Raw genomic sequence first — 22,842 nt, forward strand, 5'->3', positions numbered from 1 at the left:
CGTTACGCCCGCGCGCCGCGCAGCACGGACGAGCCCTCGAACTCGACGCCCGGCGTCGGCAGGTCGCCCTCGACGAAGCCCGGCACCGGGTCGAGCACGAGGTTGCCGGACTGCCCGTAGAACTCGACCGGGTTGCGCCACAGCACCTTGTCGACGTCGTCCTCGGTGAACCCGGCGGCGAGCATCGCCCGCCCGGTCTTGAGCGTCTTGAGCGGGTCGGACCGGCCCCAGTCCGCGGCGGAGTTCACGATCATCCGCTCGGTGCCGTGCTCCTGCAGGATCGCGACCATGCGGTCCTCGTCCATCTTGGTGTCCGGGTAGATGGAGAACCCGGCCCACGCCCCGGCGTCGAGCACGAGCGCGACGTTGGTCTCGTTGAGGTGGTCGACGAGCACGTGCTCCGACGGCACGCCGGACTCGCGCACGACGTCGAGCGTGCGGCGCGTGCCCGAGAGCTTGTCGCGGTGCGGGGTGTGCACGAGGACGGGCAGGTCGACGTCGCGCGCCATCTGGAGCTGGCGGGAGAACACCTCGTCCTCCTCGGGCGTCATCGAGTCGTACCCGACCTCGCCGACCGCCACGACGCCGTCCTTGAGCAGGTAGCGCGGGATCTCGTCGAGCACCTCGCGGCAGCGCGGGTCGTTCGCCTCCTTGGGGTTGAGGGCGATCGTCGCGTGGTGGCGGATGCCGAACTGCGCGGCCCGGAACCGCTCCCAGCCCAGGAGCGCGTCGAAGTAGTCGAGGAACGACCCCACGTTCGTGCGCGGCTGCCCGAGCCAGAACGCCGGCTCCACGAGCGCGCGCACGCCCGCGGCGTACAGGGCCTCGTAGTCGTCCGTCGTCCGGCTGGTCATGTGGATGTGGGGGTCGAAGATGCGCATCAGGCGGTCCTCCCGGTGGTGACGTCAGGGGCGAGGCGAGCGACGTCGTCGGGCACGACGCGTCCCGCGGCGCGGCGCTCGGCGGCGAAGTCGCGCGCCATGCGGGCGAGCTCGTCGTCCGCGCGGTCGTCGAGACCGGCGACGGCGTCGAGGCTCACGCCCATGAACACGAGCTTGAGGACGGCGTGGCGCCACGCGTGCTGGTCGAGGTGCGCGGCCGCGAACGGCCCGACCGCCGCGGCGACGAGGCTCTGGTCGTTGGTGCGCAGCGCGTCGGCGGCGAGGTCGCGACCGACGGCGACGACCGACGGCGCCGCGCCGTCCGCGAGCGACCCCCGAGCGGTGAGCGCGTCGAGCCCGCGCAGCACCCCGCGCCGCTCGGCGGTGTCGCCGTGCTGGTAGAGGTCGGCGAGGCGGGCCGCGAGGGACGCGTCGCCGTCGGCTCCGGGCCCGAGCGCCTCGGCGAGCGCGACGACGATCGCGGCGCGCGCCTCGTCGTCGACCGTCCCGTGGACGACGCCGGCGGCGTCGGCGTCCGGGCGCACCGGGGCCCGGCCGACCTTGCGGCCGGCGAGCGCGAACGCGCGCGACACGGCCGCGGGGTCCTGCGCGACGGCGGCGCGCGCCTCGGCGAGCCAGCGCTCGCCCTCGGTGGTCGCGCCGTCCGGGGCCGCGGGGGCGGCGGGGGCTGGCTCGGTCATGGCACCTCCTGGGGGTGGTCGGAGACGGGTGGGTCCTGGTCGGGCGCGGGCACCGCGGGGCGTCGGTCCCACGCCGCTGGCAGTGCGTCACGCAGTGCCGCCATGCTGCGGCGCGCGAGGCCCGGGGCGTCGTACGAGTGGCGGGGCAGCTCGACCGCGGCGACGCCGGTGTAGCCGACGTCGGCGAGGGTCGCGAGCACGAGCGGCAGGTCGATCTCGCCCTCGCCGAACGGGCGGTGCTCGTGGTGCGTGCGCGGCATGTCGTCGAGCTGCACGTTCGCGAGGTACGGGGCGGCGGCGCGCAGCGCGCCCACCACGCCGTCCGGCTCGACGACGAGGCAGTGCCCGACGTCGACCGTCACGCCGAGGTCGGCCAGGTCCCCGGCGTCGCCGCCGAGCTCGTCGCGCAGCCGCAGCGCGTCGCCGACGGTCTCGACGAGCATCCCGGGCTCGGGCTCGAGCGAGAGCCGCACGCCGTGCTCGCGGGCGTGCTCGACGAGCCCGGGCAGGCGGTCGCGCAGGAGCGACCAGCCCTCGGCCGGGGACGCGCCGTCGGGCAGGACGCCGGAGAAGAAGGACACGCACTCGGCGTCGAGCGCGGCCGCGATCTCGACCGCGCGGCGCAGGAAGCGCAGCCGGGCGTCGGCCTCGGCGTCCACGAGCGTGGGCCGGTGCTTGCGGTACGGGTCGAGCAGGAACCGCGTGCCCGTCTCGACGACGACCCGCATCCCGGCACCGCCGTGCCGCGCGGCGAGGCGGTCGTGCAGCGCGTCGACGTCCGCGCGCCATCCGTCCGCGAACGGGTCCAGGTGCGGGAACCCGAGCGTGAGCGCGACCGCGCCGTAGCCCTCGTGCTCCAGCACGTCGAGCGTGACGTCGAGCGGGTGGTCCGTGAACCCGTTGGTGCCGTACCCGAGCGTGAACGGCACGCCCTGCCCGTGCTCCTCGCGCCCGCTCACGTCTCGCTCATCTCGGCGCGCCCGCGCCCGGCCCGGCGCAGCAGGCGACCGGCGACCTCGACGCCCGCGAGCACCCCCACCGACGCGAGGCTGCCGCCGCGCGCCGCCCAGGCGGCCTGGAGCGGGAGCATCGCCCGGATCCCGGCCTTCGTCGCCGCGAACGCGTTGCTCGCCGACGGCGTGATCGCGGCGTCCACCTGGCGCGGCAGCGCTGTCGCGAGGTACGCGCCGGCCGCCACGGCCCCGGCGACGGCCGTCGCCACGCGCGTCGCACGGCCCGGGCCGGCCCCGCGACCGCGGCGCAGCGCCCCCGCGCCGACGAGCGCGCCACCCACCGCGGTGGCCGCCGCCACGCCGGTGGCGAGGGACGACGTCGTGCCGTGCACCTCGCCGCGGGACACGAACGTCACGCCCGCGGTGTGCACCGCCATCCCCGCCGCGGCGGGCAGCGCGGCACGCAGGTGCCCGACGCCCGCACCCAGCAGGACGTCGAGGCCGCGGCACGCGGCCATGACGACGGGACCCACCACGTGCTCCTTGGCGACGGTGTCGTACGTCCAGACGCTCGCGGCGAGCGGGACGGCGACCGCGAGCGCCCGCGGCCCCCCGCCCGCGGCCGCGAGCCCCACGCCCGCGGCCGTGAGGCCCACCGCGACCTGCAGTGCGCGAGCCTCGGAGACTCGCCCGGACGGGATCGGCCGCTCCGGCCGCTCGACCGCGTCGAGGTGACGGTCCGCGTAGTCGTTGAGCGCCATGCCCCCGGCGTAGAGGCACGCGGAGGCGAGCGGGAGCAGCGCGCGGCGCGGGGTGAGCGCGTGCCCGGCGGCGGCGGCGCCCGCGAGGGTGTCACCGACCACCGAGAGGACCGCGGGGGCGCGGACGAGGTCCAGGTGGTCGTGGAGGGAGCCGGTCACGGCCGGTCGGCCGGTGCGGCGCCGACGCGGGCCGCCGCCTCGCGGACCCAGTCCGCGAGGGCGACGGTCTGCGCTGCGAAGTCGTGCACGTCGCTCGCCCACGGGTCCTTGAAGAAGAACCCGAGCTCGGGGACCGGCCCCGCGTACCCGGCGGCGTCGGCGAGCGCGAGCAGGCGCGCGAGGTCGAGCACGAGCGGCGCGGCGAGCATCGAGTCGTAGGCCGACCACGTGGTCTGCAGCGTGAGGCGCGAGCCGAGGAAGCCCTCGACGTGCACGTGGTCCCACGCGACCTTGATGTCGCCGAGGTCCGGCACGTTGTCGATGTGCAGCGGCGTGACCTGGCTGCCCGTGAGGTCCTGCAGGCCGCGCGACTTGGACACGAGCTTGCTCTGCACGGCCTCGGGGTCGGCCAGGGTCGCGCCGTCGCCGCCGCCGAGCAGGTTGGCGCCGGCCCAGGACAGGACGCGCAGGCCGCGGGCCGCGAAGGCGGGCGCAAGGATCGTGCGCAGCCACGTCTGGCCGGTCTTGCCGTCCTGGCCCGCGACCGGGACGCCGCGCTCGGCGGCGAGCTCGAGGAGCACCGGCAGGTGCATGCTCGCCGACGGCGTGAACTCCGCGAAGGGGGCGCCCGCGAGCAGGGCCGCGTACGCGGTCACGGAGCTCGGCGGGAGCACGGCGCGCTCCGGGTCCGCGAGCGCGGCGCGCAGGAGCTCGCGGTCGGAGAGCTCCGGACCGGGCTCGGGCAGCGGCTCCGTCGACACGAGGTCGACCACGACGACGCGCGCGAGCCCGTGCCGCTCGCGGAAGTCGACGATGTCCGCGGCCAGGCGCTCCGCCGCGGCCTGCTGGGACTCGCGCGGCGCGCCCTCGGCGGGGTGGGCGGAGTAGCCGGGCCGGACCTCGGCGTCGGCCCGCTCCAGCGCGGCGTGCGCGGCGGTGAGCAGGCGCGGGGCGATCATCCCGGCCTCGACGAGCTGCTCGGCGTGCTTGACCATCGAGACGTCGGAGATGTCGTGGCCACCCACGACGATGTCGCCGAACGACGGGAGCGGGGCCGACGCGAAGGGCTCGGAGACCGTGACGCAGCCCGTCGGCGCGGCACGCCCGTCCGCGATGGCCGCGAGGCCGAGGATCGCGGTGGTCGCGACGGAGCCGCGGGCGCCGACGAGCCAGAGCCCCGTGCGCGCGTCCGGAGCCGGGCGGTCTGACGAGCCGTCAGAAGCGAAGTGGTGCATCGTTGCTCCCGTTCCCGTCGGCGGACGCCGGAGCGCCGCCGAGCACGACGACGATGGCCTCCCTGCCATCGTCGGACCGCACGCCCGGACGAGGGCGTGTGAACGCTCTACGACCCGGTGGGCGCCCGGTCTGGTGCGACCCTAGCCACACTTTTGTCGAGGGTCAATCAAAAGCGTGCCTACTTTCGCGGAGCATGACGCTTGCACGATGCAAAAGCGCACGCCGGGGACGACCAGGCGGTCGGCATCGCGCGGAAACCGGCCGCCAGGTCGTCCCCGGCGAGGTGGGCTCAGCCCGCGGGAGAGAAGTCGAGCTGGTCGTCCACGACGGCCACGACCGACCACACGTTGCCGTCGGCGTCGGAGAGCTCGTACGCGGGCAGGAGCACCGCCGCACCGTCGGGCTGGTACTGCACCGCGAGCCCCAGGCGCGCGTCCGTGATCGTCACGTCCGTGACGGGCCACGCGAACCGGGCACCCTCGCCGACCGTGGGCGGCACGGTCGGCGCCTCCGGCTCGGCGGGTGCGATCTCCGGCACGGCCTGCACGCCGTCGCGAGCCGCCCACGCGATCATGCCGCCCCCGCCGAACCGCGGGTCGCCGAGCCGCTCGACCGCGTCGGCCGGGCTCACCACGTCGTACGCGCCGATCCCGACACGCGGCGCGAGGCTCCCGTACAGCGACGCGAGGCCGCTCCCGGAGTACGTCGCGCTCCACTGCGTCCCCGTGCGCCGCCCCTCGACGACCTCGTAGGCGGACACCTCGGTCGCCCGCGGCGCACCCTGGTCGGCGGGCTGCTCCGCCGCGACGACCTCGTACCCCGCGGGGTCCAGGCCGAGCGCCCCGAGCAGGTCGCGCAACCGCTCGACCGCGTCCGCACCGCTCGGCGGCGCCCCGTGGTCCGGCTCCGCGCACGCGCCCGGCTCGGCGGACGGGCTGACCGCCCCCTCCTCGCCGTCGGCCGGCAGCGGCGTCACGACCACGCAGCCCCACGGGTCGTTCGTCGGGTCGTTGTAGCTCACGCTCGCGAGGCCGTCGGGCTGCAGCGAGACGCTCGGTCCCGTCCAGTCCGCCGACCCCACGACGTAGGAGCCGTAGTCCTCGCGCACCTCGCCCGAGACCCCGAGGACGTCCGCGACGCGCTGCGCGGTCTCCTGCGAGAACACCCCGGCCGCGTCGTACGCCCACGCGTCCGCGGTGGCTCCCTGCGTCGAGAGGCCGTCCTGGTGGAACACCGTGCGCCCGCCCCAGGGACCGGGGTAGGCCATGTCGGCCGAGGCCCGGGCGTCGGACGAGAACGCCTGCCCGGTCGTGGCGTCGGCGGCGGCTCCCGACTCCTCCTGGGCCGCGCCCGCGCCACCCAGCCGGAGCGGCGCGAGCGCCGTGGACTCCACGGCCGAGTCCCCCGCGGGCGACGCTCCCACCGCTCCGGCACCGAGCGCGTAGCCGCCCGCGCCGACGACGAGCACGCCCGCCACCGCCGCGGCGACCTGGAGCGGGGCCCGTCGGCGCAGGCGTCGCGCACGACGCTCGGCGAGCTCGTCGACGAGCGTCGCCGTCGGGCCGTCCGACCCGGAGAGCGGGGCGCCGGCAACCGCCGACCGGTCACCGAAGGCCTCGGGGACGCGGTCGCGGACCGCGGCCTCCAGCGCGCTCGCGTCGGGGTCGGCGTCCGCCGCCGGGTCGGCGGCGCGCAGGCGCTCCAGGTCGGCGTCGTCGGGCTGGTCGGGGGTGTGGGTGGTCATGTCGCCCTCCAGGTACTGCGGGGCCGCGCCGCGGGGGCGCGGCCGGTCGGGTCTACCCGTGATGTGTGCTCAGGCGCCCGACTCTTGCGCGAGGGCCGCCTGCTCCGCCCACGCGGTGCGCAGCCGTGCCCGCGCCCGCGAGAGCGCCGCGTCGGCTCCCCCGCGCGACGTGCCGAGGACCGCCGCCAGGCCGTCACCACCCAGGCCCTCCCAGGCGTGCAGGAGGAGGATGCGCCGGTCGCGGACCGACAGCGCGCCCAGCGCGCGCCGCACCTCGTCGTCCTGCACGACGACGTGCTCGACGTCCGCGCCCTCGTCACCCCGGTCGGGCACCTCGGCCACCGGCACCGCCCGCGCCTTGCGCCGGTGGTTGGCGAGCACGAAGCCCGCGGTGCGGTACAGCCACGGGAGCTCGGCGCCGTCGGGCACGTCCTCGCGGCGCCGCCAGGCCGTCGCGAGGACCTCGGCCGTGAGGTCGTCGGCGTCGGGGCCCACGGAGCCGGCGGCGCTCGGCAGCCGGCGGCGGAAGTAGCGGTAGAGCGGCGTCGCGTGCGCGGCGAAGAGCGCGGCGAACCAGGCCTCGTCGTGGACGGCGGCGTCGGCTTCCTCGTCGGTCGTCACGGCGGCTCCTCGTCGGCGGGTCGGGGCTGTCAACCGCTCTGTGTCCCGGGGATCGCGTTCCTTGCACGGCGCACCCATCACCCGAACCTCACCCGCGACGGCACCGATCCTGCCAGCACCCAGCACCTACGCTAAGGGTCATGACGACGACGGAGCGGGCCGACCTGCCGCCGCGCCACACGGGCCGTCGACGCCGTCGGCACTGGGCGTCGTGGCTGGGCTGGGGCTTGATCCTGCTGGCCGTGCTCCTCGTGGTCTGCGTCGCGCTCCTCGCCCGCGACGCCCTCGCCGCGCGCGACGCGCTGACCCGCGCGCTCGACGAGGTCCCCGCGGCCGAGGAGGCCCTGCGCGCGGGCGACGTCGAGACCGCGGAAGCAGCCCTGGCGCAGGTCCAGCCCCACACCGCGACCGCGCGCGCCAGCACGGACGGCCCGCTGTGGTCCCTGGCCGCGCACGTCCCCGTGTACGGGCAGGACGTCCGGGCGTTCTCCGCCGCGGCCGCGACCGTGGACGACCTCGCCGCGGTCGTCCTGCCGTCGCTCACCCAGGTGCTCGGCGCGGTCGAGGGCGACAGCGTGACGATCGCGGGCGGCGGCGTCGACCTCGCCCCGCTCGTCGCCGCGGCGCCGGCGGTCGCTCGCGCCGCGGACGCGTTCGACGACATCGACGCCCGGCTCGCGCGCGTCGACCCCGCCGCCCTGCACCAGGAGATCGCGGAGCCGTACGCGACGCTCGTCGCGCGGACCGACGACCTGCGCCCGGTCGTGCGCACCGCCGACCGCCTCACCGCGCTCGGCCCCGCCATGCTCGGCGCCGACGGGCCGCGCCGGTACCTCCTCGTCTCGCTGAACAACGCGGAGCTGCGCGCGGGCGGCGGCATCCCCGGAGCGCTCGCGGTCCTCACCGCCGACGGCGGCACCCTCTCGCTGGAGCGCCAGGCCTCGACGGCCGACGTCCCGCCGTTCGCCGAGCCCGTCCTCCCTCTGGCGCCCGGGGTCGAGCAGCTCTTCACGGACCGCGTCGCCCGGTACGTGCAGGACACCCCCCTCACGCCCGACTTCCCCACGACCGCGGCGCTCACGGCGGCCATGTGGGAGCAGGCCCAGGGCGAGACGGTGGACGGCGTGGCCGCGATCGACCCCGTCGCGCTGTCCTACCTGCTGGAGTCCACGGGAGCGGTCCAGGTGCCGTTCGGCGAGGGGACCGCCGCGCTCGACGCGAGCAACGTCGTGCGGGTCCTCCTCTCGGACGCCTACGCCGCGCTCGAGCCCGGGGAGCAGACGGACGCGTTCTTCGCCACCGTCGCGTCGACCGTCCTCGCGACGTTCCTCGCCGGCACCGCGGACCCCGGCCTCGCGCGCGACGCCCTCGCCCGCGGGGCGGACGAGCACCGCGTGCTCCTCTGGTCCGCGCACGCCGACGAGCAGGACCGGCTCGCGGGCACGGTCGTCGCGGGCGACATCGACACCGCGGAGCGCGCGGCGAGCTCCGTCGGCGTGTTCCTCAACGACGCCACCGGCGGCAAGATGGGCTACTACCTCGACACCGACGTCCGGCTCACCGGCAGCGTGTGCACCGACGGCGGGCGGGTCGACACGTTCAGCGCCGCGCTCACGTCGACCGCGCCGGCCGACGCCGGGACGAGCCTGTCGTGGTACGTCACGGGCGGCGGCATCTCGGGCGTCACGCCGGGGAACATGCGCACGGTGGTCGTCCTGTACCCGCCGCGCGGCGGCGAGGTCGGCACCGTCCGGGTGGGCGGGGCGCCCGCCGGGGCGCTCGTCGCGGAGGTGGGGGGACGACGCGCGGCCTCGCTCCCCATCGAGCTCGCGCCGGGTCAGAGCACGGCGGTCTCGTTCACCGTGACCTCGCCTGCCGGTCCGCAGGACCGTCCCGGCGCCGACGGCACGATCGACGTGTGGACGACCCCGACGGTGTCCGCTCCCGGCCTCGAGGTGGTCCCGGTCGCCGCGTGCGGGTGACTCCTCACGGCGTCCGGTCGGGCCCGACGCCCCCCGCCCTCGCGGGTACGGCGCCGTGGAGGGACGACGGCCAGGATCACGGCTGGATAACGATGCTCCCGGCGGCCACAATTCACCCGGACGACCGTCCAGTTCGGGGCCCGATCCTCGCTATTCTGGGCGCCTGTCGCTCGACCCGTGCCACCGGCCCGTGGCCCCGCTGCATCACGGACCGCACTCCGGCGCTCTCTGTGTACCGGAACACCAGAATCCTTGAACCGAGACGGGTGAAGAAGCCATGCGTACCTCGAAGGGTCTGCGCAGCACGGGACGGGCGGTGCTCGTCGGAGCACTCTCCGCGGTCGCCGCGCTCCTGACCGTCCCCGTCGTCGCGACGTCCGCGAGCGCTGCCACCGACGACCCCGAGACGTACGTCCCGGAGATCACCGTGGCCTCGCCGGTGTGCGACGGCGACGTCCCCTACCTCGACTACGTCTTCGAGCTCCCCGCGGACTACGAGAACGACGAGACGAACCCGCTCACGATCACGTGGGTCAACCCTGACGGCGAGGACGTCGTCCAGTCCGGTCTGCCGCTCTCGGGTCGCGTCCTGTGGCCCGGTGCCGAGGTCGACGGCGCGGGCAGCCCCGTCGACTGGCCCGGCTGGAGCCTCGTGGACGGCGAGTGGGTCGTCGGCGACGAGTTCGACTGGGTCCGCGCGGGCGTGACGGTCGTGTTCGAGGTCAACCCGACGGCCGAGACCGTCGTGGCCTACCCGCCGTCGACGCCGGAGTGCGCGACGAACCCGCCCGGCACCCCGGAGCCGACGATCAAGGTCGACGTGCTCACGCCCGTCTGTGTCGAGGGCGTCTCCTACCTCGACTACGGGGTCTCCGTGACCGGGACGCCGAACTCGACCGTCACCCTCACGTGGCACAACCCCGAGGGCGAGGACGACGTCATGGCCGACCTGCCGCTCACGGGGCGGGTCCTGTGGCCCGGTGCCTATCCCGAACGCTTCGTGGACCTGCCGGCCGACGAGGGCTGGGAGCTCGTGAACAACATGTGGATCAACACCGCGACGCACGGCTGGGCCACGGGCACCGTGGACGTGACGTTCGCCGTGAACCCCGAGGTGACCGTCCCGGTGACCTACCCGCAGGACACGAGCAACTGCTTCCCCGGCGTGACGCCGGTCGACAACCCCGTCGCCGGGAGCCAGAACCCGACGCTCGCGGAGACCGGTGCGACGGTCGGCCTGTACGCCGCCATCGCGGCCGGGCTCGCCGTGGTCGGCGCGGCGATCGTCCTGCTGACGCGCCGGACCCGCAAGGGCTGACGCGCACCGCACGCACGACGAAGGCCTCGCACCCGGACGGGTGCGAGGCCTTCGTCGTCGCGGTCGCCGCGGAACGACCGGCGGGGGCGGACCGGTCAGGCGGCCGCCCAGGCGCCGGCAGCCAGGCGCGACTCCAGACCCTCGAAGGCCCAGCGGTCGACGACCAGCACCGCGCCGCCGGGGGCGTCCGGGACGTACCACTGGAGCTGCTCGACGGTGCGCACCTCGGCGCCGGAGCCGTCGACGCACGAGAGCGTCCAGCGCGCGAGCGTGGCGGGCGTGCCGGCGACCTCGGCGTCCGACTCGGACGCCTCCCCGACCGCGCGGGCCGGGAGCTGGTCGTTGCCCGGGCAGGTGGCGCCGTCGGGCACGTGGGCGGCGGCAGGGTCGACGCCGTCGAGGCCCGCCCCGGTGAGGATCTCGAAGCTGGGGCACACCGCGTCCTCGGGGCACCCGCCCGAGCGGACCTGCGTGACGCCGTCGGCGGGCTGGAGCACGGACCAGTACTCGGCCGCCGGGAGCTGTAGGGGACCGACCGGGACCTTGCCCTCGTCGGCGTGGGCGCCGTGCGCGCCGTGGTCCTCCGCCGTGGCCGGGCCCGAGCCTCCGTCGGCGGTCGTCTCGGGTGCGGACGCACCCGAGCAGCCGACGAGGAGCACCCCGCCGAGCGCGACGGCCGCCAGGGAGAGGGAGAAACGGGTCGTTCGATGGTGCACGTGCACGATGGTCGCCTTTCGCGGTCGGAGGTCCCCGCAGCCCACTGGGGGAGCCGCGGGGACCTCGTCGGTCTTGTCACGCTAACGAGAGCGGACGCCGGTCGAGATGCGTGAGTCCCACACGGTGGCGGCTCGCGGGTACGGGATTCCCCGTACCCGCGAGCCGCCCGGGCGGGACGTCGTCAGGGACGCCGGCGGTGCGTCAGCACGCGCCGCCGTCGGCCCAGGGACCCCACGCCGAGGCGCCGGGGGTGTCGTTCTGGGTCCAGTAGCGCGCCGTCCACTCGTGGCCGCCGTGGCTCACGACCGCGCCGCCGCTGTACGCCGTGCCCGCGACCCAGACCGCCGCGGTGCACTCGCCCGTGCCCGTGCCCGTGCCGGGGCCGCCCGGGCCCTCGCCGCCCCCGGAGCCCGGGAGGTCGACGACGGTCACGCCGCGCGGGTGGTCGTACGTCGTGGCGTAGTCCACGCCGTCGACCGTGACGATCACGTTGGAGAACTGGGCGGCCGGCATCGACCACTTGAGCTGGTTCGTGATCGAGCCGCCCGCCGGGATGCCCCCGGTCGGGACCGTGAACTGCACGGTGTGGAAGTCGCCGTCGAGGCCGCCGACGTTGTCGCCGGTGTGCCCCTTCGCGGTGACCGTGGTCTTGAAGCCGCTCCAGTCGCTCATCTCGCCCGGGTCCGTCGTGCCGTACTGGAACGAGATCGTCGCGCCGGCCGGGATGTCCTTCGCACCGTTGTTGGTGAAGACGACCTTGGGCGAGATCGGGTAGTTGTTGTCGCCGAGCGCGAACTCCGTGTACCGGATGTCGACGTCGAGCGCCTGCGTCGGCATCGGCCGGTCGGCGTTCGCCTTCGACGCGCCGTACGGCGTCGTGGCCGAGAGCTTGCTGTGCATGAGGTCGACGAGCGTGGTGCCGATCTCGTACTGGCCCTTCGCCTGGTCGTAGCCGAAGTCGCCCGCGAGCTCCCAGATCATCAGCCCGCCGAGGCCGGTGTCCGCGACGTAGTCGGCCTTGGCCGCGATCGCCTCGGTCGAGTCTCCCGAGAGGAACGTCTTGGTCTGCGCGTTCCACCACCACTCGTTCTTGGTGACCGGGTCGAAGTGACGCTCGTACGTGCCCTGGATCGTGTCCGTGACGCCGTACGCGGAGACGTAGTCGCCCGTCACGCCCTTCTCGAGGTTCAGCACGTGCCACATCGGGTTGACGCCGGCCGGGACCGCGTTGCCCTGCGGGTCGCTGTCGTACCAGAGGTTGTCGATGCCCTCCGCGCCGTAGCCGCACTTGTTGTTGGTGCCCGCCGGGCAGAGGAACCCGGCCGGCGCCTTCGCGGTGCCGCCCATGCCGTACGTGCCGCCCTGGACGCCCTGGAAGCCGCGCGTGTAGAACGGCACGCCCAGGTTGATGCGCCCGGCCTGCATCGCGCCGCGGAAGTAGTGCGAGGCCCAGTCGCCGTTGAGGTAGCCGATGCCCTTGTACGCGCTGTACACGCCGCCGGCCGCGAGCTCGGGGTCCTTGCCGTCGTCGAACAGGGCGCCGTTGCCGCCCACGTACTCGTTCCAGGCGCCGTGCAGGTCGTACGTCATCATGTTCACGTAGTCGGTGTACTGCGTGACCTGGTAGACCTCCATGCCGCGCAGCAGCCACCCCGACGACGGCGTCGCGGTCGTGAGCATGTAGTACTCGCCGTCCTGCGCGCCCGCCGCGTCGAGCTTCTCGCGCAGGGTCTTCATGAGGTTCACGTAGCCCTGGAAGAGCTGCCCGCGGCGCTTGTCGGAGATCTGGAAGTCGTCCGGGTTGCCGGCCTGGTTGTTGGACGTCGGGTACTCGTAGTCGATGTCGATGCCGTCGAACCCGTACTGGCGGACGAAGTCGACGACCGAGTCCGCGAACGTGTCGATGCGCGCCTGCGACTCCGTCATCGTGTAGAAGCCGCCGGACGCGACGCGGTTGCCGCTCGCGTCGAAGTAGCCGCCCGTCTCTGCCCAGCCGCCCACGGCCGGGATGACCTTGACGCCCGGGTGGGCCTTCTTGTACTTCGCCAGCAGGTTGAAGTGGCCCGTGTAGTCGAGCGTCGGGTCCATCTCCGCGCCCGCGACGCCCGGCCACGTCATGTCCGTCGCCGCGTTGCCCGCCGCGCCGGCGTTCACCGAGACCTTGTCGTTCCCGTCGATGTGCGCGAACGCGTAGTTGATGTGGGAGAGCTTGTCCCACGGGATGTCGCTCGCGAGGTAGCGCGGCTGGCCGTTCGTGCCGGTCCGCCAGCTCGAGAAGTAGCCGATGACGCGGCGGTCGAGGCCGTTCGGCAGCTTCTCGCGGCCGCTCTCGTCGTACACGTCGCAGTAGGGCGTCCTGACGCCCGGCGTCTGCGCCATGCCGTCAGGACGGCACTTCTCGTCCGGGTTCGCGGCGGGGCCCGTCGTCGGGTCCGTCGTGGGGTCGGTCGTCGGGTCCGTCGTGGGGTCGGTCGTCGGGTCCGTCGTGGGGTCGGTCGTGGGGTCGGTCGTCGGATCCGTGGTGGGGTCCGTCGTCGGGTCCGTCGTCGGCTCCTCGGTCGGGGTGTCGCCGCACGCACCGAGCGACTCCCACGGGCCGTACTGCTCCGCGCCCGGGACGTCGTTCTGCGTCCACCACTTCGCCCGGTAGTTCTGGCCGTCGTGCGAGACGGTCGCGCCGCCCACGTAGGCCGGGGTCGCGGACCACGGGTCCGCGCACACCGTGGTCGTGGCGGCGGCGACGGGGGTCGTGGCCTGCGCGGCCGCGGCACCGGCGAGGCCGGTGGCCAGCACGGCGAGCGTCGTGACGGCCGCGACGACCGTGTGGACCTGCGCCGGGTGACCGGGAGCGCGTGGGGCGCGCGCCCGAGGGGTCAGGGACAACTGCATGGGGGTACCTCGATCTGCTGGGTTGCTGCGCACGACGCCGGACGGCGTCGCGTCGGGCACGGCCGCCTGGGGAGGGCGACCGCCGGGTGGTGTTGAGGGGGCCGGTCGGGGCCCGTCACGACGACGGTCGACGACGGGTGGTCGGTGACGCGACGAGGGGAGGGTGCACGGGGCGGGTGCACAGGACTCGTCACCGCGACCCGCCGTCGACCACGTCGTGGACGGGCCCCGGCCGGTGGCGCCGGTCGCTCGTGGCTACCGGCGCCGTCAGGGGCCGGCGAGGGCCGGCGAGGGCCGAGCGTCAGCAGGCGCCCAGCGACTCCCACGGGCCGTACTGCTCCGCGCCTGGGACGTTGTTCTGCGTCCACCACTTCGCGCGGTAGCTCTGGCCCTGGTAGGAGACCGTCGCGCCACCGGTGTAGACCGCGCTCGACGACCAGGCGGGCGCCGTGCACGTGCCCGGGTCGGTCGGGTCAGTGGGGTCCGTCGGGTCCGTGGGGTCCGTCGGGTCGGTCGGATCCGTCGCGCCGCACGTGCCGGTCGCCTCCCACGGGCCGCCCGCGCTCGGGCGGTCACCCTGGGTCCACCACTTCGCGCGGTAGTTCTTCCCCTCGAACGACACCGTCGCACCGCCCGTGTACACCGCGCTCGCCGACCAGGCGGCCAGGCAGTCCGTGGGGTCGGTCGGGTCGGTCGGGTCCGTGGGATCCGTGGGGTCGGTCGGGTCCGTGGGATCCGTCGGGTCGGTCGGACCGTCCGTGCCGTCGACGGGACCGGCCGGGAGCGAACGGACCTTGTCCGTGAAGCCGCCGAGCAGCGTGCCGTCGTGGTTGCCGGAGAGGTCCCACCACATGCCGCCACCGAGGTTCAGGCGGTCGATGTACTCCGCCTTGGCGGCGACGGACTGCGCGTTGTCGTAGCCCCACCACTGGTCGCCGTCGTAGCGCCAGGCCGAGACCGTCGCCGGGTCGTAGTAGTCCTGGCCCCGCGTGCGGAGCTTGTCGTAGTCCTCGTTGCCCGCCTCCCAGGTGCCGGGGGCCGCTCCCGTCGCCGCCGACCACGGGGCCGAGGACGTGACGCCCTTCCAGCCGCGGCCGTACATGGCCATGCCGAGGCCGAGCTGGCTCGGGTCGACGCCGCCGCGCAGGTACTCCTGCACCGCCTTGTCGGCGCTGAACTGACGGTTGGCCGCCCGCGGGTCGGCAGGGTCGTCGTACAGGTTGGCCTGAGGACCGGCGAGCGCGGGGTCCCACGCGCCGTGCAGGTCGTAGCCCTGGACGTTCCCGTAGTCGAGGTACTCGAAGATCGCCGGGTCGTTCCAGCCGCCCGCCGCGATGTCGTCCGGGTTGGCCGGGAGGAACGCCGAGAGCAGGTAGTGCTTGCCCGTCTGCGCGCCGTACGCGTCGAGCTGCTTGCGGAACTCGGCGAGCAGCAGCTTGAAGTTCGCGCGGTCGTTGACGGTGTCGACGTAGTTGCCCACCTCGCCGTTGTTCGAGCCGGGCCACTCCCAGTCGATGTCGATGCCGTCGAACACGCCGGCGGCTGCGCCGGCCCCGCCGCGCCCGTCGATCACGGGGAGGTTGCCCTTGATGTAGATGTCGATGCACGACGACACGAACTTCTCGCGCGACGCCTGCGTCGCAGCCGCCTTCGAGAAGTTCTTGGACCAGGTCCAGCCACCGATGGAGATGAGGGCGCGGAGCTGGGGGTTCTTCGCCTTGAGCTGCTTGAGCTGGTTGAACGAGCCGGCGAGCGGCTGGTCCCACGTGTCGGCGACGCCGGCCACGGAGTTCGCCGCGGTGTAGCCCATGCCGAAGTCGGCCCACGCGTCACCGGCGCCGTCGGAGCCGTTAGGACCCGTGCCCTGCGCCTTGTTCGCGATGAAGCACGTGAGGTTCTGGTAGTGGATGTTGCCGAACGAGTAGTTGATGTGCGTGAGGTCCTGGGCGGCGCCGGAGTCCTGGACCTTCTTGAGCTGGAAGTTGCGGCCGTACACGCCCCACTGCGTGAAGTAGCCGACGTTCCGGTAGCCGTTCACGTCGCTGTCGCCCGGGTGGGAGACGGCGGCGGGTGCGACCTCGGCGGCCTGGGCCGGCGCGACTCCCGCGAGGAGTCCGCCGACGAGCGCCGCAGCGGTCGCGAGCGCCGCGACGCGTGCGCCGCGACGGCGCCCCGGTCGGGGTGGTCTGGTGAAGAGGGACACGTCCATGGGTCCTGCCTCGCTGCTGGTGCGGTGGGCCACGTCGCCGTACTCCGGAGTCGTCGTCGCCCTCGGGTCCTCTCGACCGTAATGACGCGGGCACCGTGGCGTTATCCGCGCTTCCCACATTGTTCATGGTGCGAACTTACCCGTCACGTAAGAGTTACCCCGTAGGACAGAGGCACCCAGAACCGGACGGAACGGGGCGAAACGACGCTGCTCTGACGCCCGCGCTACGTAGCGTCCTGCCAGGGGTCGTGGATTCCCCTCAGCGCCCCACGCGGTGCGCGAGCACGGTGAGCTCGACGCGCGAGCGCACCCCGAGCTTGCGGAACACGCGACCGAGGTGCACCTCCACGGTGCGCACCGAGAGGTAGAGCTGGTCCGCGGCCTCCCGGTTGGACGCGCCCTGGACGACGAGCAGCGCGACGTCGAGCTCACGCTCGGTGAGCTCGTCCGACCACCGGCCCCGGAGCTCGGCGAGCGCCTCGTCCGAGACGTCGCTCTCGCGCACCGCGAGCCGGCACGCGTCCGGCGGCACGGGGCGGGGCGCGGGCGTCGGCTCGGCCCCCGGCCGCTGCCCGCCGAGCACCCCGGGCAGCGGCGCGTGCAGTCCGGCGGCGCGTGCCGCCGCCGCCCAGGTCCCGGCGGGCGCTCCGCCCACCACGGTCCCGCTCGCCGCGCCGACCGCCCCCGCGGGTACCGGCGCCCCGGGCCCGTCGTCCGTCACCGGTCCGCCGAGGAGCCGGACGACGTCGGCGTGCTCGTCGCGCGCGATCGTCGTCCAGGCGTCCGCCCCCGCGTCGTCGAACAGCTCGATGGCGGACAGGAAGAGGCCGTGCGCACGCTGCAGCTCCCCGGCCCGCACGAGGGCGCGCGCGGCGCAGAGGTCGGTCCGCGCGTGCTCGTAGGGCGAGGCCGTGGTCCGGTTCACCCGCGTCGCCCGCTCGAGCGGCACGGTGAGGTCCTCGGGCGCGGCGAGGGACACGTCGGCCCGCACGAGCGTCGCCGACCGCAGCGACGGCGGCAGCTCCTTCGCGTCCACCTTCCGCCGGGCCAGCGCACGCTGCGCCGCGTCGTGGCGTCCGGCGACGACCCAGGCCTCGACGTCGTCCAGCCCGGGCAGCGGGAGCATGCGTGCGCTGTCGGGGCGCTCCCGCTCCGCCGCGAGCTCCAGGAGCGTGGCGGCCTGGGTCACGTGGTGCGCGAACGCCGCGCCCATCGCCCGGTCCACGAGGAGCCCGAGCCGGACCGGGCGGGACGTCGGGCTCGCGCACGTCTCCTCGAGCGCCGTCGCCACCGGGCCCACGACGCCCCGCGTCATCATGTCGAGACGGCGCGCCGCCGCCACGCCGAGACCGGCGAACGGCAGCCCGAGCGGGAGCCGGAACGCCGCCTCGGCGAGCTCGTCCGCGGCCCGGGTCAGCGTGCCGCGCCACAGGTGCACGAGCGACTGCGCCAGCCGGACGTGCGCCTCCGCGAGCGGCGTGAGGGCGGCGTCCGGCCCGTCGAACCACCGGCCGCCGTCGCGGACCGGGGCGAGGGACGCGACGACGCTCGCGAGCGTCTGCGCCGCGTCGTCCAGCCGGTCGTCCGCCGCGAGCGCGAGCGCACGGCTGACCTGCAGCGACGCCTCGTGGTCGGGTCCGAGGTCGACGTCGGGGACCACCCCCCGCTCGCCCACGCCGAACACGGCCGCCCACGACCGTGCGAGCGCGAGCCCGGCGGCCGTCGCGTCGTCGTCGCACCACGATGCGAGATAGGTCGCCGTGTCGAGGAGCTGGGACGTGCTCACGCCGTCGCCCCGCTCGGCGTGCAGCCGCGCCGCGTTGAGCACGCCCGACACGACCCCCGCCACGTCGTCCGGCGCGAGGTCGTCGGGCTGACCGCCCCGCAGGTAGGGCGAGAGGACGTCGTCGGGCACCTGGCCCTCGGCGAGCGTCAGCGCGGCGACGAGCGGTCCGAGCGTCCGCGCCCGCAGCGCGTCGTCGCCGCTGCGGGACGCCTTGCGCAACCAGTCCGCCGCGTCCTGCACGTGGCCGGACCGCAGCGCGGCGACGCCTGCGATCGCGAACGCCTCGGCGCGGTGCTCGGTCGCGGCCTGGCTCGCGGCCTCGCGAGCCACCTCGTGCGCCCAGACGACGTCCCCGCGGTCCAGGTGCCGACGCGCGATCCGCAGCAGCCCCGGGACGAGCTCCGGGTCGCCGACGAGCGTCGCGAGCGCCGAGTGCCACACCGCGACGTCCTCCTCGCCCGCGCGGCGGTGCGCCTCGGCGAGCGCGACGTGCGCCGTCGTGCGCTCGGCGAGCCGCGCGTCCGCGTGGACCAGGGACCGCATGCGCGGGTCGACGAACGCGAAGCGCCCACCCACGAGCGCGAGGTGCTCGGCGAGCGGACCGTCGAGGACCTCGTCCATCGCGAGGCCGGTCGCCGACAGCAGCAGCTCGGTCCGGTCCACGACGGCCACGGCCGCGACGAGGAGCGCGTGCCGCTCCCCCTCGCTGAGGGCGGCGAGCCGGTCCGCGAAGAGCGAGCGCACGGCGGGGACGGCCGGGAGCGGGTCCGGGAGGATCGACCCCCCGGAGAGCTGTTCCGGCGTGAGCAGCGCCGCCGTCTGGGTGAGCGCCGCGGCGTTGCCGCCGAGGAGCGCCGCGAGGCGCGCCGCGACGTGCGGCGCGACGGCGAGCCGCCGCTCGACGAGCAGCAGGTGCAGGGCGTCGGCGGGCGCGAGCGGCGGGACGGCGCGGAGCTCGAACGGCCCGGAGGACGGGTCGAGCTCCCCGGCGGTCGCCGTCCCGAGGAGCACGACCGGCGCGTGGCGCTGCGCGACGAGGCTCGCGAGGACCGACCTGCTGAGGTCGTCCTGGAGGTGCAGGTCGTCGGCCACGAGCACGACGGTGGCGCCGTCGAACGACTCCACGAGGAGCTCGGCGAGCGCGACCGCCGCGACCTCGGGGAGGTACCCGAAGCCCGGGTCGACGGGCTCGAGGACGCGCGTGAGGCGCTCCGGCACGACGCCGCCCGCGAGCTGCGAGACCTGCGACACCAGCGACACGACCGCGGAGCCCGGCGCGGGGGCACCCGCGGGCGGGCGACACCGCAGGGTGAGCGTCGGGCGCGCGAAGGTGGACGTCGCGACGGCCTCGCACACGAGCTCGAGCGTCGCGCTCGCCCCCATGCCGCGCTCGGCCGTCCACACGAGGCCGCCCTTGCCCTCGCTCACCGCCGCGAGCGCGCGGTCGACCTCCTGCGCGCGGGAGGAGAGCCGCTCGAGCCGTCGTGCGGACCGCGTGTCCGCGCGACGGTGCGGCTCGGGAACCAGGTAGTCGTGCTGTTCTGACATGTCGGGACCCTCCGTCCGGGGGCTTCTTCGCCCGTCGACCGGATGAAATGTTAACAACCCTCCGTAAACAAGGGATCACCACATCGTTTCCCGGCCGTCACACGACCGCCACCTGGGCCGACGGCGCTTGCCGTGCGTGGGCGGGAGGGCTAGCCTGGCCTCGATCCCCGTCGTGGCCACGGTTCTCGTGCGCCCCGACCCGGGTGCGGCGCCCACGGCGCCGCCGCCACGAGAGCGAGGTGAGCCCCATGCCGGACGGCAGCAGTCATAGAACCGTGCACTGCGCGCTCACCCTCCGTGGCCCGCAGCCCGTCGCCTGAGTCGGCGTACCTCGAGGACTCCCGCGGCCGGCCGTCGTCCCGTGCGGGAGGTCGCCAGTGCGCACCGCGCGCGCCGTCGTGCGCGCCGCCGGACCACCCGCCGACCCACCAGCGCCCGCCACCCACCCCGTGGCGCTCGCCCGTGGTCGTCGGCCCGCCGAGAGGACGACCACCATGACCCAGCGCTCGCCTGCCACCGAGTCCCGGACCCGCCCCGCACGTCAGACCCTGCGGGACGCGCGCGCCGTTCTGCCCCGTCGACACCGCGCCCGCCGACCGAACCTGGAACGCCAGTCGATCTCCTTCACCGTCGGCCTGTACGTGTTCATCTGCGTCGCCCTGCTGCTCGCGCACGTCACCGCCGGAGGTGTCTGATGACGACGACGCTGCCCGAGCCCACGGGCCTCGCCCTCACGGCCGGCGCCGACCGCGCCCTTCCCGCGCCCGCACGCGGCGGGCTGGACCTGCACGCCCGTGCGCACGGCACCGGTGCCCCCCGGTTCGACCCCCGCGTCCTGCGCTCCCGCTGGGTCCAGGTCGGCGTGGGCGACCCCGACGCGACGGCCCGCGCCGCCGAGCACGGCGTCGACTTCGCCGCCGCGGGCGGTCGGGTCTGGGAGACGGACGCCCACGTCTACCTCCCGGTGACCGCCACGCGGCGCGACGGCGACCGCGTCGTCTACGAGCGGATCGTGCTCGCGCTCTCCCCCGACGTCGTCGTGACCGCCCAGCCGCAGCGCCACTACGGCGTGTTCGACAAGGCGATCGCGCGCATGCGGCGCACCCCGTGGCTCACCGGATCCTCCTACGGGGTCGCGTACGCGCTGCTCTACGCGCTCAACGAGGCGGCGGACCGCGTCGTGTCGTACGCGAGCGACCTGCTCGAGGACATGTCCGACGAGATCGACGAGGCGACGCGCGGCGTCGACTCCCGCGGTCGGGAGATCGGGGTGAGCGACATGCAGGACACCATCACCCGCATGAACCGTGCCGAGGAGATCGTCTCGCGCGCCCAGGAGTCCCAGCTCTCGCTCGCGCGCGCCGCGCGGCACCTGCGCAGCGAGATCGCCGACTCCGACCCCGTGCTCGCCGGGCTCGTGGAGACCCTGGTCGCCGACGTCGACGGGGTGAAGCAGCACGCGAGCTTCGAGCACGACAAGGTGCGCTACCTCCAGCAGGCGATCATGACCTCGCTCGACGTCAAGCAGGCCCAGATCGTCAAGGTCTTCACGATCATCACGGCCGTGTTCCTGCCGCCGACGCTCATCGCGTCGTTCTACGGCATGAACTTCACGCACATGCCCGAGCTCGACCGCCCCTACGGCTTCACGCTCACCGTCCTGCTCACCCTGGTGGCAGCCGTCATCCCGCTCGCCTACATCAAGCGCCGCGGCTGGCTCCGCTGACCCCACCAGCGCGCGCCCGCGTCTGGCCGGCGAGCCCGGCCCGCGGCGCGGGCTCGGGCCTCAAGCCTGCGGGGTCGGGCCCGCGGTGGGGGCGGCCTCGGTGCTCGGGGCTGCGGCGACAGGGGCGGGTCGCCGGGGCTCGCCCGGGGGTCATCAGGCCTCGAGGATCAGGGTGACCGGGCCGTCGTTGACGAGCTCCACGGCCATGTGCGCGCCGAACCGCCCGGTCGCGACGTCGATCCCGCGCTCGCGCAACCGCGACACGACCGCGTCGACCAGAGGCTCGGCGACCGGCCCGGGCGCAGCGCCGTTCCACGACGGTCGGCGGCCCTTCTTCGTGTCGGCGTAGAGCGTGAACTGGCTGACGACGAGCACGGGTGCGCCCTCGTCCTGCACCGACCGCTCGCCCGCGAGGATCCGGAGCTCCGCGATCTTGCGCGCGATGGTCTCGACCTGCGCGTCGCCGTCGTCGTGCGTCACGCCGACGAGCGCGAGCAGCCCCGGACGGTCGATCGCCCCGACGACCTCCGACGACCCGTCCTCGGCCACCACGCTCACGCTCGCGCGCGAGACGCGCTGCACGACGGCCCTCACGAGCGTCGCTCCGCGTCGAGCACGGGCCGCACCGTCCCCACCGGCCGGCCCGCGCCGAGCACGGGCACGTCGCCGAGCGCGGTCAGCGCCGCGTCGTCGGCCCCTGCCACCCCGGGCGCGCCGAGGCGGCGGAGCGCGGCGGCGAGGACCGCGGGCCGTGGGCGGGAGCCGCCGTCGAGCACCTTGAAGGCGAGGGCGCTGCCGTCGGGCAGGCCGGCGCCGTAGACGCCGTCCGCACCGTCCTTGGCGACCAGGCCGGGCACGGCGCGCATCGCGAGCGTCGCGTCCCGGCCCGTCCCGCCGACCATCTCCGGGAACGCCGCCATCGCGCGCGCGACCTGCGCCTCCGGGGAGCGCGGGTCGCGCTCCGGGGCGGCCGCGAGCCGCCCGAACGCGCGCGCGAGGCCGCGCACGGTCGTCGAGAAGAGCGGCGCGCCGCACCCGTCGACGGTCACGTGCTCGACCGGCACGCCGGTCGCCTGGGCGACGGTCTCGCGGACGGCGACCTGCAGCGGGTGGTCGACGTCCAGGTAGGTGGCGGTGTCCCAGCCGGCGGCGACGCACGTCGCGAGCATCGCCGCGTGCTTGCCGGAGCAGTTCTGCGTGATCGACGACGGCCCGTGGCCCTCGATCTGCCACGCGAACGCGGCGGGCGGGTGGAGCGGCATGTCGGGCGTGTTCTGCAGCGCCGACTCGTCGAGCCCGACGCCGTCGAGGATCTCCCGGACCCCGGCGAGGTGCTCCGGCTCCCCGTTGTGGCTTGCGGCGGCGAGCGCCAGGAGGCGCGGCGGGAGGACGAGCCCGTGCCGCAGCATCGCCACGGCCTGGAAGGGCTTGACGCTCGACCGCGGCCAGATCACGGCGTCGGCGTCGCCACGTTCCAGGACCGGCTCGCCGTCGGCGCCCAGCAGGACGAGGTGCCCGGCGTGGACCGACTCCGCGAGGTCCCCCCGGACGACCTCGGCGAGCGGGACGGCGGCGCGCTCGATCCCGCCCCGGGCCTGCGTGGTCACCGGC

General features: G+C 75.0%; 17 protein-coding genes. 4 read left to right on the forward strand and 13 right to left on the reverse strand.

Going from position 1 to position 22,842, the window contains the following annotated elements:
* Positions 1 to 2: 2 nt before the first annotated feature.
* The 7 genes from ACZ402_RS16945 to ACZ402_RS16975 form a co-directional block, all read right to left on the reverse strand.
* Positions 3 to 881, reverse strand: a complete 879-nt coding sequence (locus tag ACZ402_RS16945) for a TatD family hydrolase (RefSeq protein ID WP_375825553.1) — start codon at positions 879 to 881, stop codon at positions 3 to 5.
* A complete protein-coding gene (locus tag ACZ402_RS16950) occupies positions 881 to 1,582 on the reverse strand; it encodes an EboA domain-containing protein (RefSeq protein WP_375825554.1) in 702 nt (233 codons plus the stop codon). The genes ACZ402_RS16945 and ACZ402_RS16950 overlap by 1 nt, the downstream gene beginning before the upstream one ends.
* The gene (locus tag ACZ402_RS16955; RefSeq protein WP_375825555.1) at positions 1,579 to 2,541 is read right to left on the reverse strand and encodes a sugar phosphate isomerase/epimerase family protein; all 963 of its coding nucleotides are present in this window, start codon (positions 2,539 to 2,541) and stop codon (positions 1,579 to 1,581) included. Before ACZ402_RS16955 ends, ACZ402_RS16950 begins: the two co-directional genes overlap by 4 nt.
* Entirely contained in the window at positions 2,538 to 3,455 is a 918-nt protein-coding gene (locus ACZ402_RS16960) for an SCO3242 family prenyltransferase (protein ID WP_375825556.1), read from the reverse strand. The genes ACZ402_RS16955 and ACZ402_RS16960 overlap by 4 nt, the downstream gene beginning before the upstream one ends.
* The gene (locus ACZ402_RS16965; RefSeq protein ID WP_375825557.1) at positions 3,452 to 4,690 is read right to left on the reverse strand and encodes an inositol-3-phosphate synthase; all 1,239 of its coding nucleotides are present in this window, start codon (positions 4,688 to 4,690) and stop codon (positions 3,452 to 3,454) included. The genes ACZ402_RS16960 and ACZ402_RS16965 overlap by 4 nt, the downstream gene beginning before the upstream one ends.
* Positions 4,691 to 4,980: 290 nt before the next feature.
* Positions 4,981 to 6,435 carry a hypothetical protein gene (locus tag ACZ402_RS16970; RefSeq protein WP_375825558.1) on the reverse strand — a complete coding sequence of 485 codons (1,455 nt, stop codon included), beginning with the start codon at positions 6,433 to 6,435 and terminating at the stop codon, positions 4,981 to 4,983.
* 69 nt (positions 6,436 to 6,504) lie between these two features.
* A complete protein-coding gene (locus tag ACZ402_RS16975; protein ID WP_375825559.1) occupies positions 6,505 to 7,056 on the reverse strand; it encodes an RNA polymerase sigma factor in 552 nt (183 codons plus the stop codon).
* A 140-nt stretch (positions 7,057 to 7,196) separates the two neighbouring features.
* On the opposite strand from ACZ402_RS16975, the gene ACZ402_RS16980 reads away from it, so the two are divergent.
* Together ACZ402_RS16980 and ACZ402_RS16985 are read left to right on the forward strand one after the other, a co-directional pair.
* On the forward strand, positions 7,197 to 9,038 hold the full coding sequence (locus ACZ402_RS16980) for a DUF4012 domain-containing protein (RefSeq protein WP_375825560.1): 1,842 nt from the start codon (positions 7,197 to 7,199) through the stop codon (positions 9,036 to 9,038).
* 277 nt (positions 9,039 to 9,315) lie between these two features.
* Positions 9,316 to 10,356 carry a hypothetical protein gene (locus ACZ402_RS16985; RefSeq protein ID WP_375825561.1) on the forward strand — a complete coding sequence of 347 codons (1,041 nt, stop codon included), beginning with the start codon at positions 9,316 to 9,318 and terminating at the stop codon, positions 10,354 to 10,356.
* Between the two features lie 95 nt (positions 10,357 to 10,451).
* Here the strand turns inward: ACZ402_RS16985 and ACZ402_RS16990 are convergent, their stop codons facing one another.
* The 4 genes from ACZ402_RS16990 to ACZ402_RS17005 all read right to left on the reverse strand — a co-directional run bounded on the left by ACZ402_RS16990 (position 10,452) and on the right by ACZ402_RS17005 (position 19,505).
* Positions 10,452 to 11,072, reverse strand: coding sequence for a hypothetical protein (locus ACZ402_RS16990; protein ID WP_375825563.1), 621 nt, complete (start codon positions 11,070 to 11,072; stop codon positions 10,452 to 10,454).
* A 202-nt stretch (positions 11,073 to 11,274) separates the two neighbouring features.
* Entirely contained in the window at positions 11,275 to 13,962 is a 2,688-nt protein-coding gene (locus tag ACZ402_RS16995; protein WP_465272302.1) for a glycosyl hydrolase family 18 protein, read from the reverse strand.
* 301 nt (positions 13,963 to 14,263) lie between these two features.
* Positions 14,264 to 16,171: a glycosyl hydrolase family 18 protein gene (locus ACZ402_RS17000; protein WP_375825565.1), complete on the reverse strand. Its 1,908-nt coding sequence runs from the start codon at positions 16,169 to 16,171 to the stop codon at positions 14,264 to 14,266.
* Positions 16,172 to 16,430: 259 nt separating this feature from the next.
* A complete protein-coding gene (locus ACZ402_RS17005; protein ID WP_375825566.1) occupies positions 16,431 to 19,505 on the reverse strand; it encodes a LuxR C-terminal-related transcriptional regulator in 3,075 nt (1,024 codons plus the stop codon).
* Positions 19,506 to 19,999: 494 nt separating this feature from the next.
* On the opposite strand from ACZ402_RS17005, the gene ACZ402_RS17010 reads away from it, so the two are divergent.
* Both ACZ402_RS17010 and ACZ402_RS17015 read left to right on the forward strand, forming a co-directional pair.
* Positions 20,000 to 20,200, forward strand: a complete 201-nt coding sequence (locus ACZ402_RS17010; protein ID WP_375825567.1) for a hypothetical protein — start codon at positions 20,000 to 20,002, stop codon at positions 20,198 to 20,200.
* Positions 20,200 to 21,231, forward strand: coding sequence for a CorA family divalent cation transporter (locus ACZ402_RS17015; protein ID WP_375825568.1), 1,032 nt, complete (start codon positions 20,200 to 20,202; stop codon positions 21,229 to 21,231). The genes ACZ402_RS17010 and ACZ402_RS17015 overlap by 1 nt, the downstream gene beginning before the upstream one ends.
* A 153-nt stretch (positions 21,232 to 21,384) precedes the next feature.
* Here ACZ402_RS17015 and dtd read toward each other — a convergent pair whose 3' ends face one another.
* Together dtd and ACZ402_RS17025 are read right to left on the reverse strand one after the other, a co-directional pair.
* Positions 21,385 to 21,825 (reverse strand): D-aminoacyl-tRNA deacylase, encoded by a 441-nt coding sequence (dtd, locus tag ACZ402_RS17020; protein ID WP_375825569.1) that lies wholly within the window; start codon positions 21,823 to 21,825, stop codon positions 21,385 to 21,387.
* Positions 21,822 to 22,838, reverse strand: coding sequence for an asparaginase (locus ACZ402_RS17025; RefSeq protein ID WP_375825570.1), 1,017 nt, complete (start codon positions 22,836 to 22,838; stop codon positions 21,822 to 21,824). Before ACZ402_RS17025 ends, dtd begins: the two co-directional genes overlap by 4 nt.
* Positions 22,839 to 22,842: the final 4 nt, after the last annotated feature.

The organism is Cellulosimicrobium sp. NPDC030954 (genome assembly GCF_055571305.1).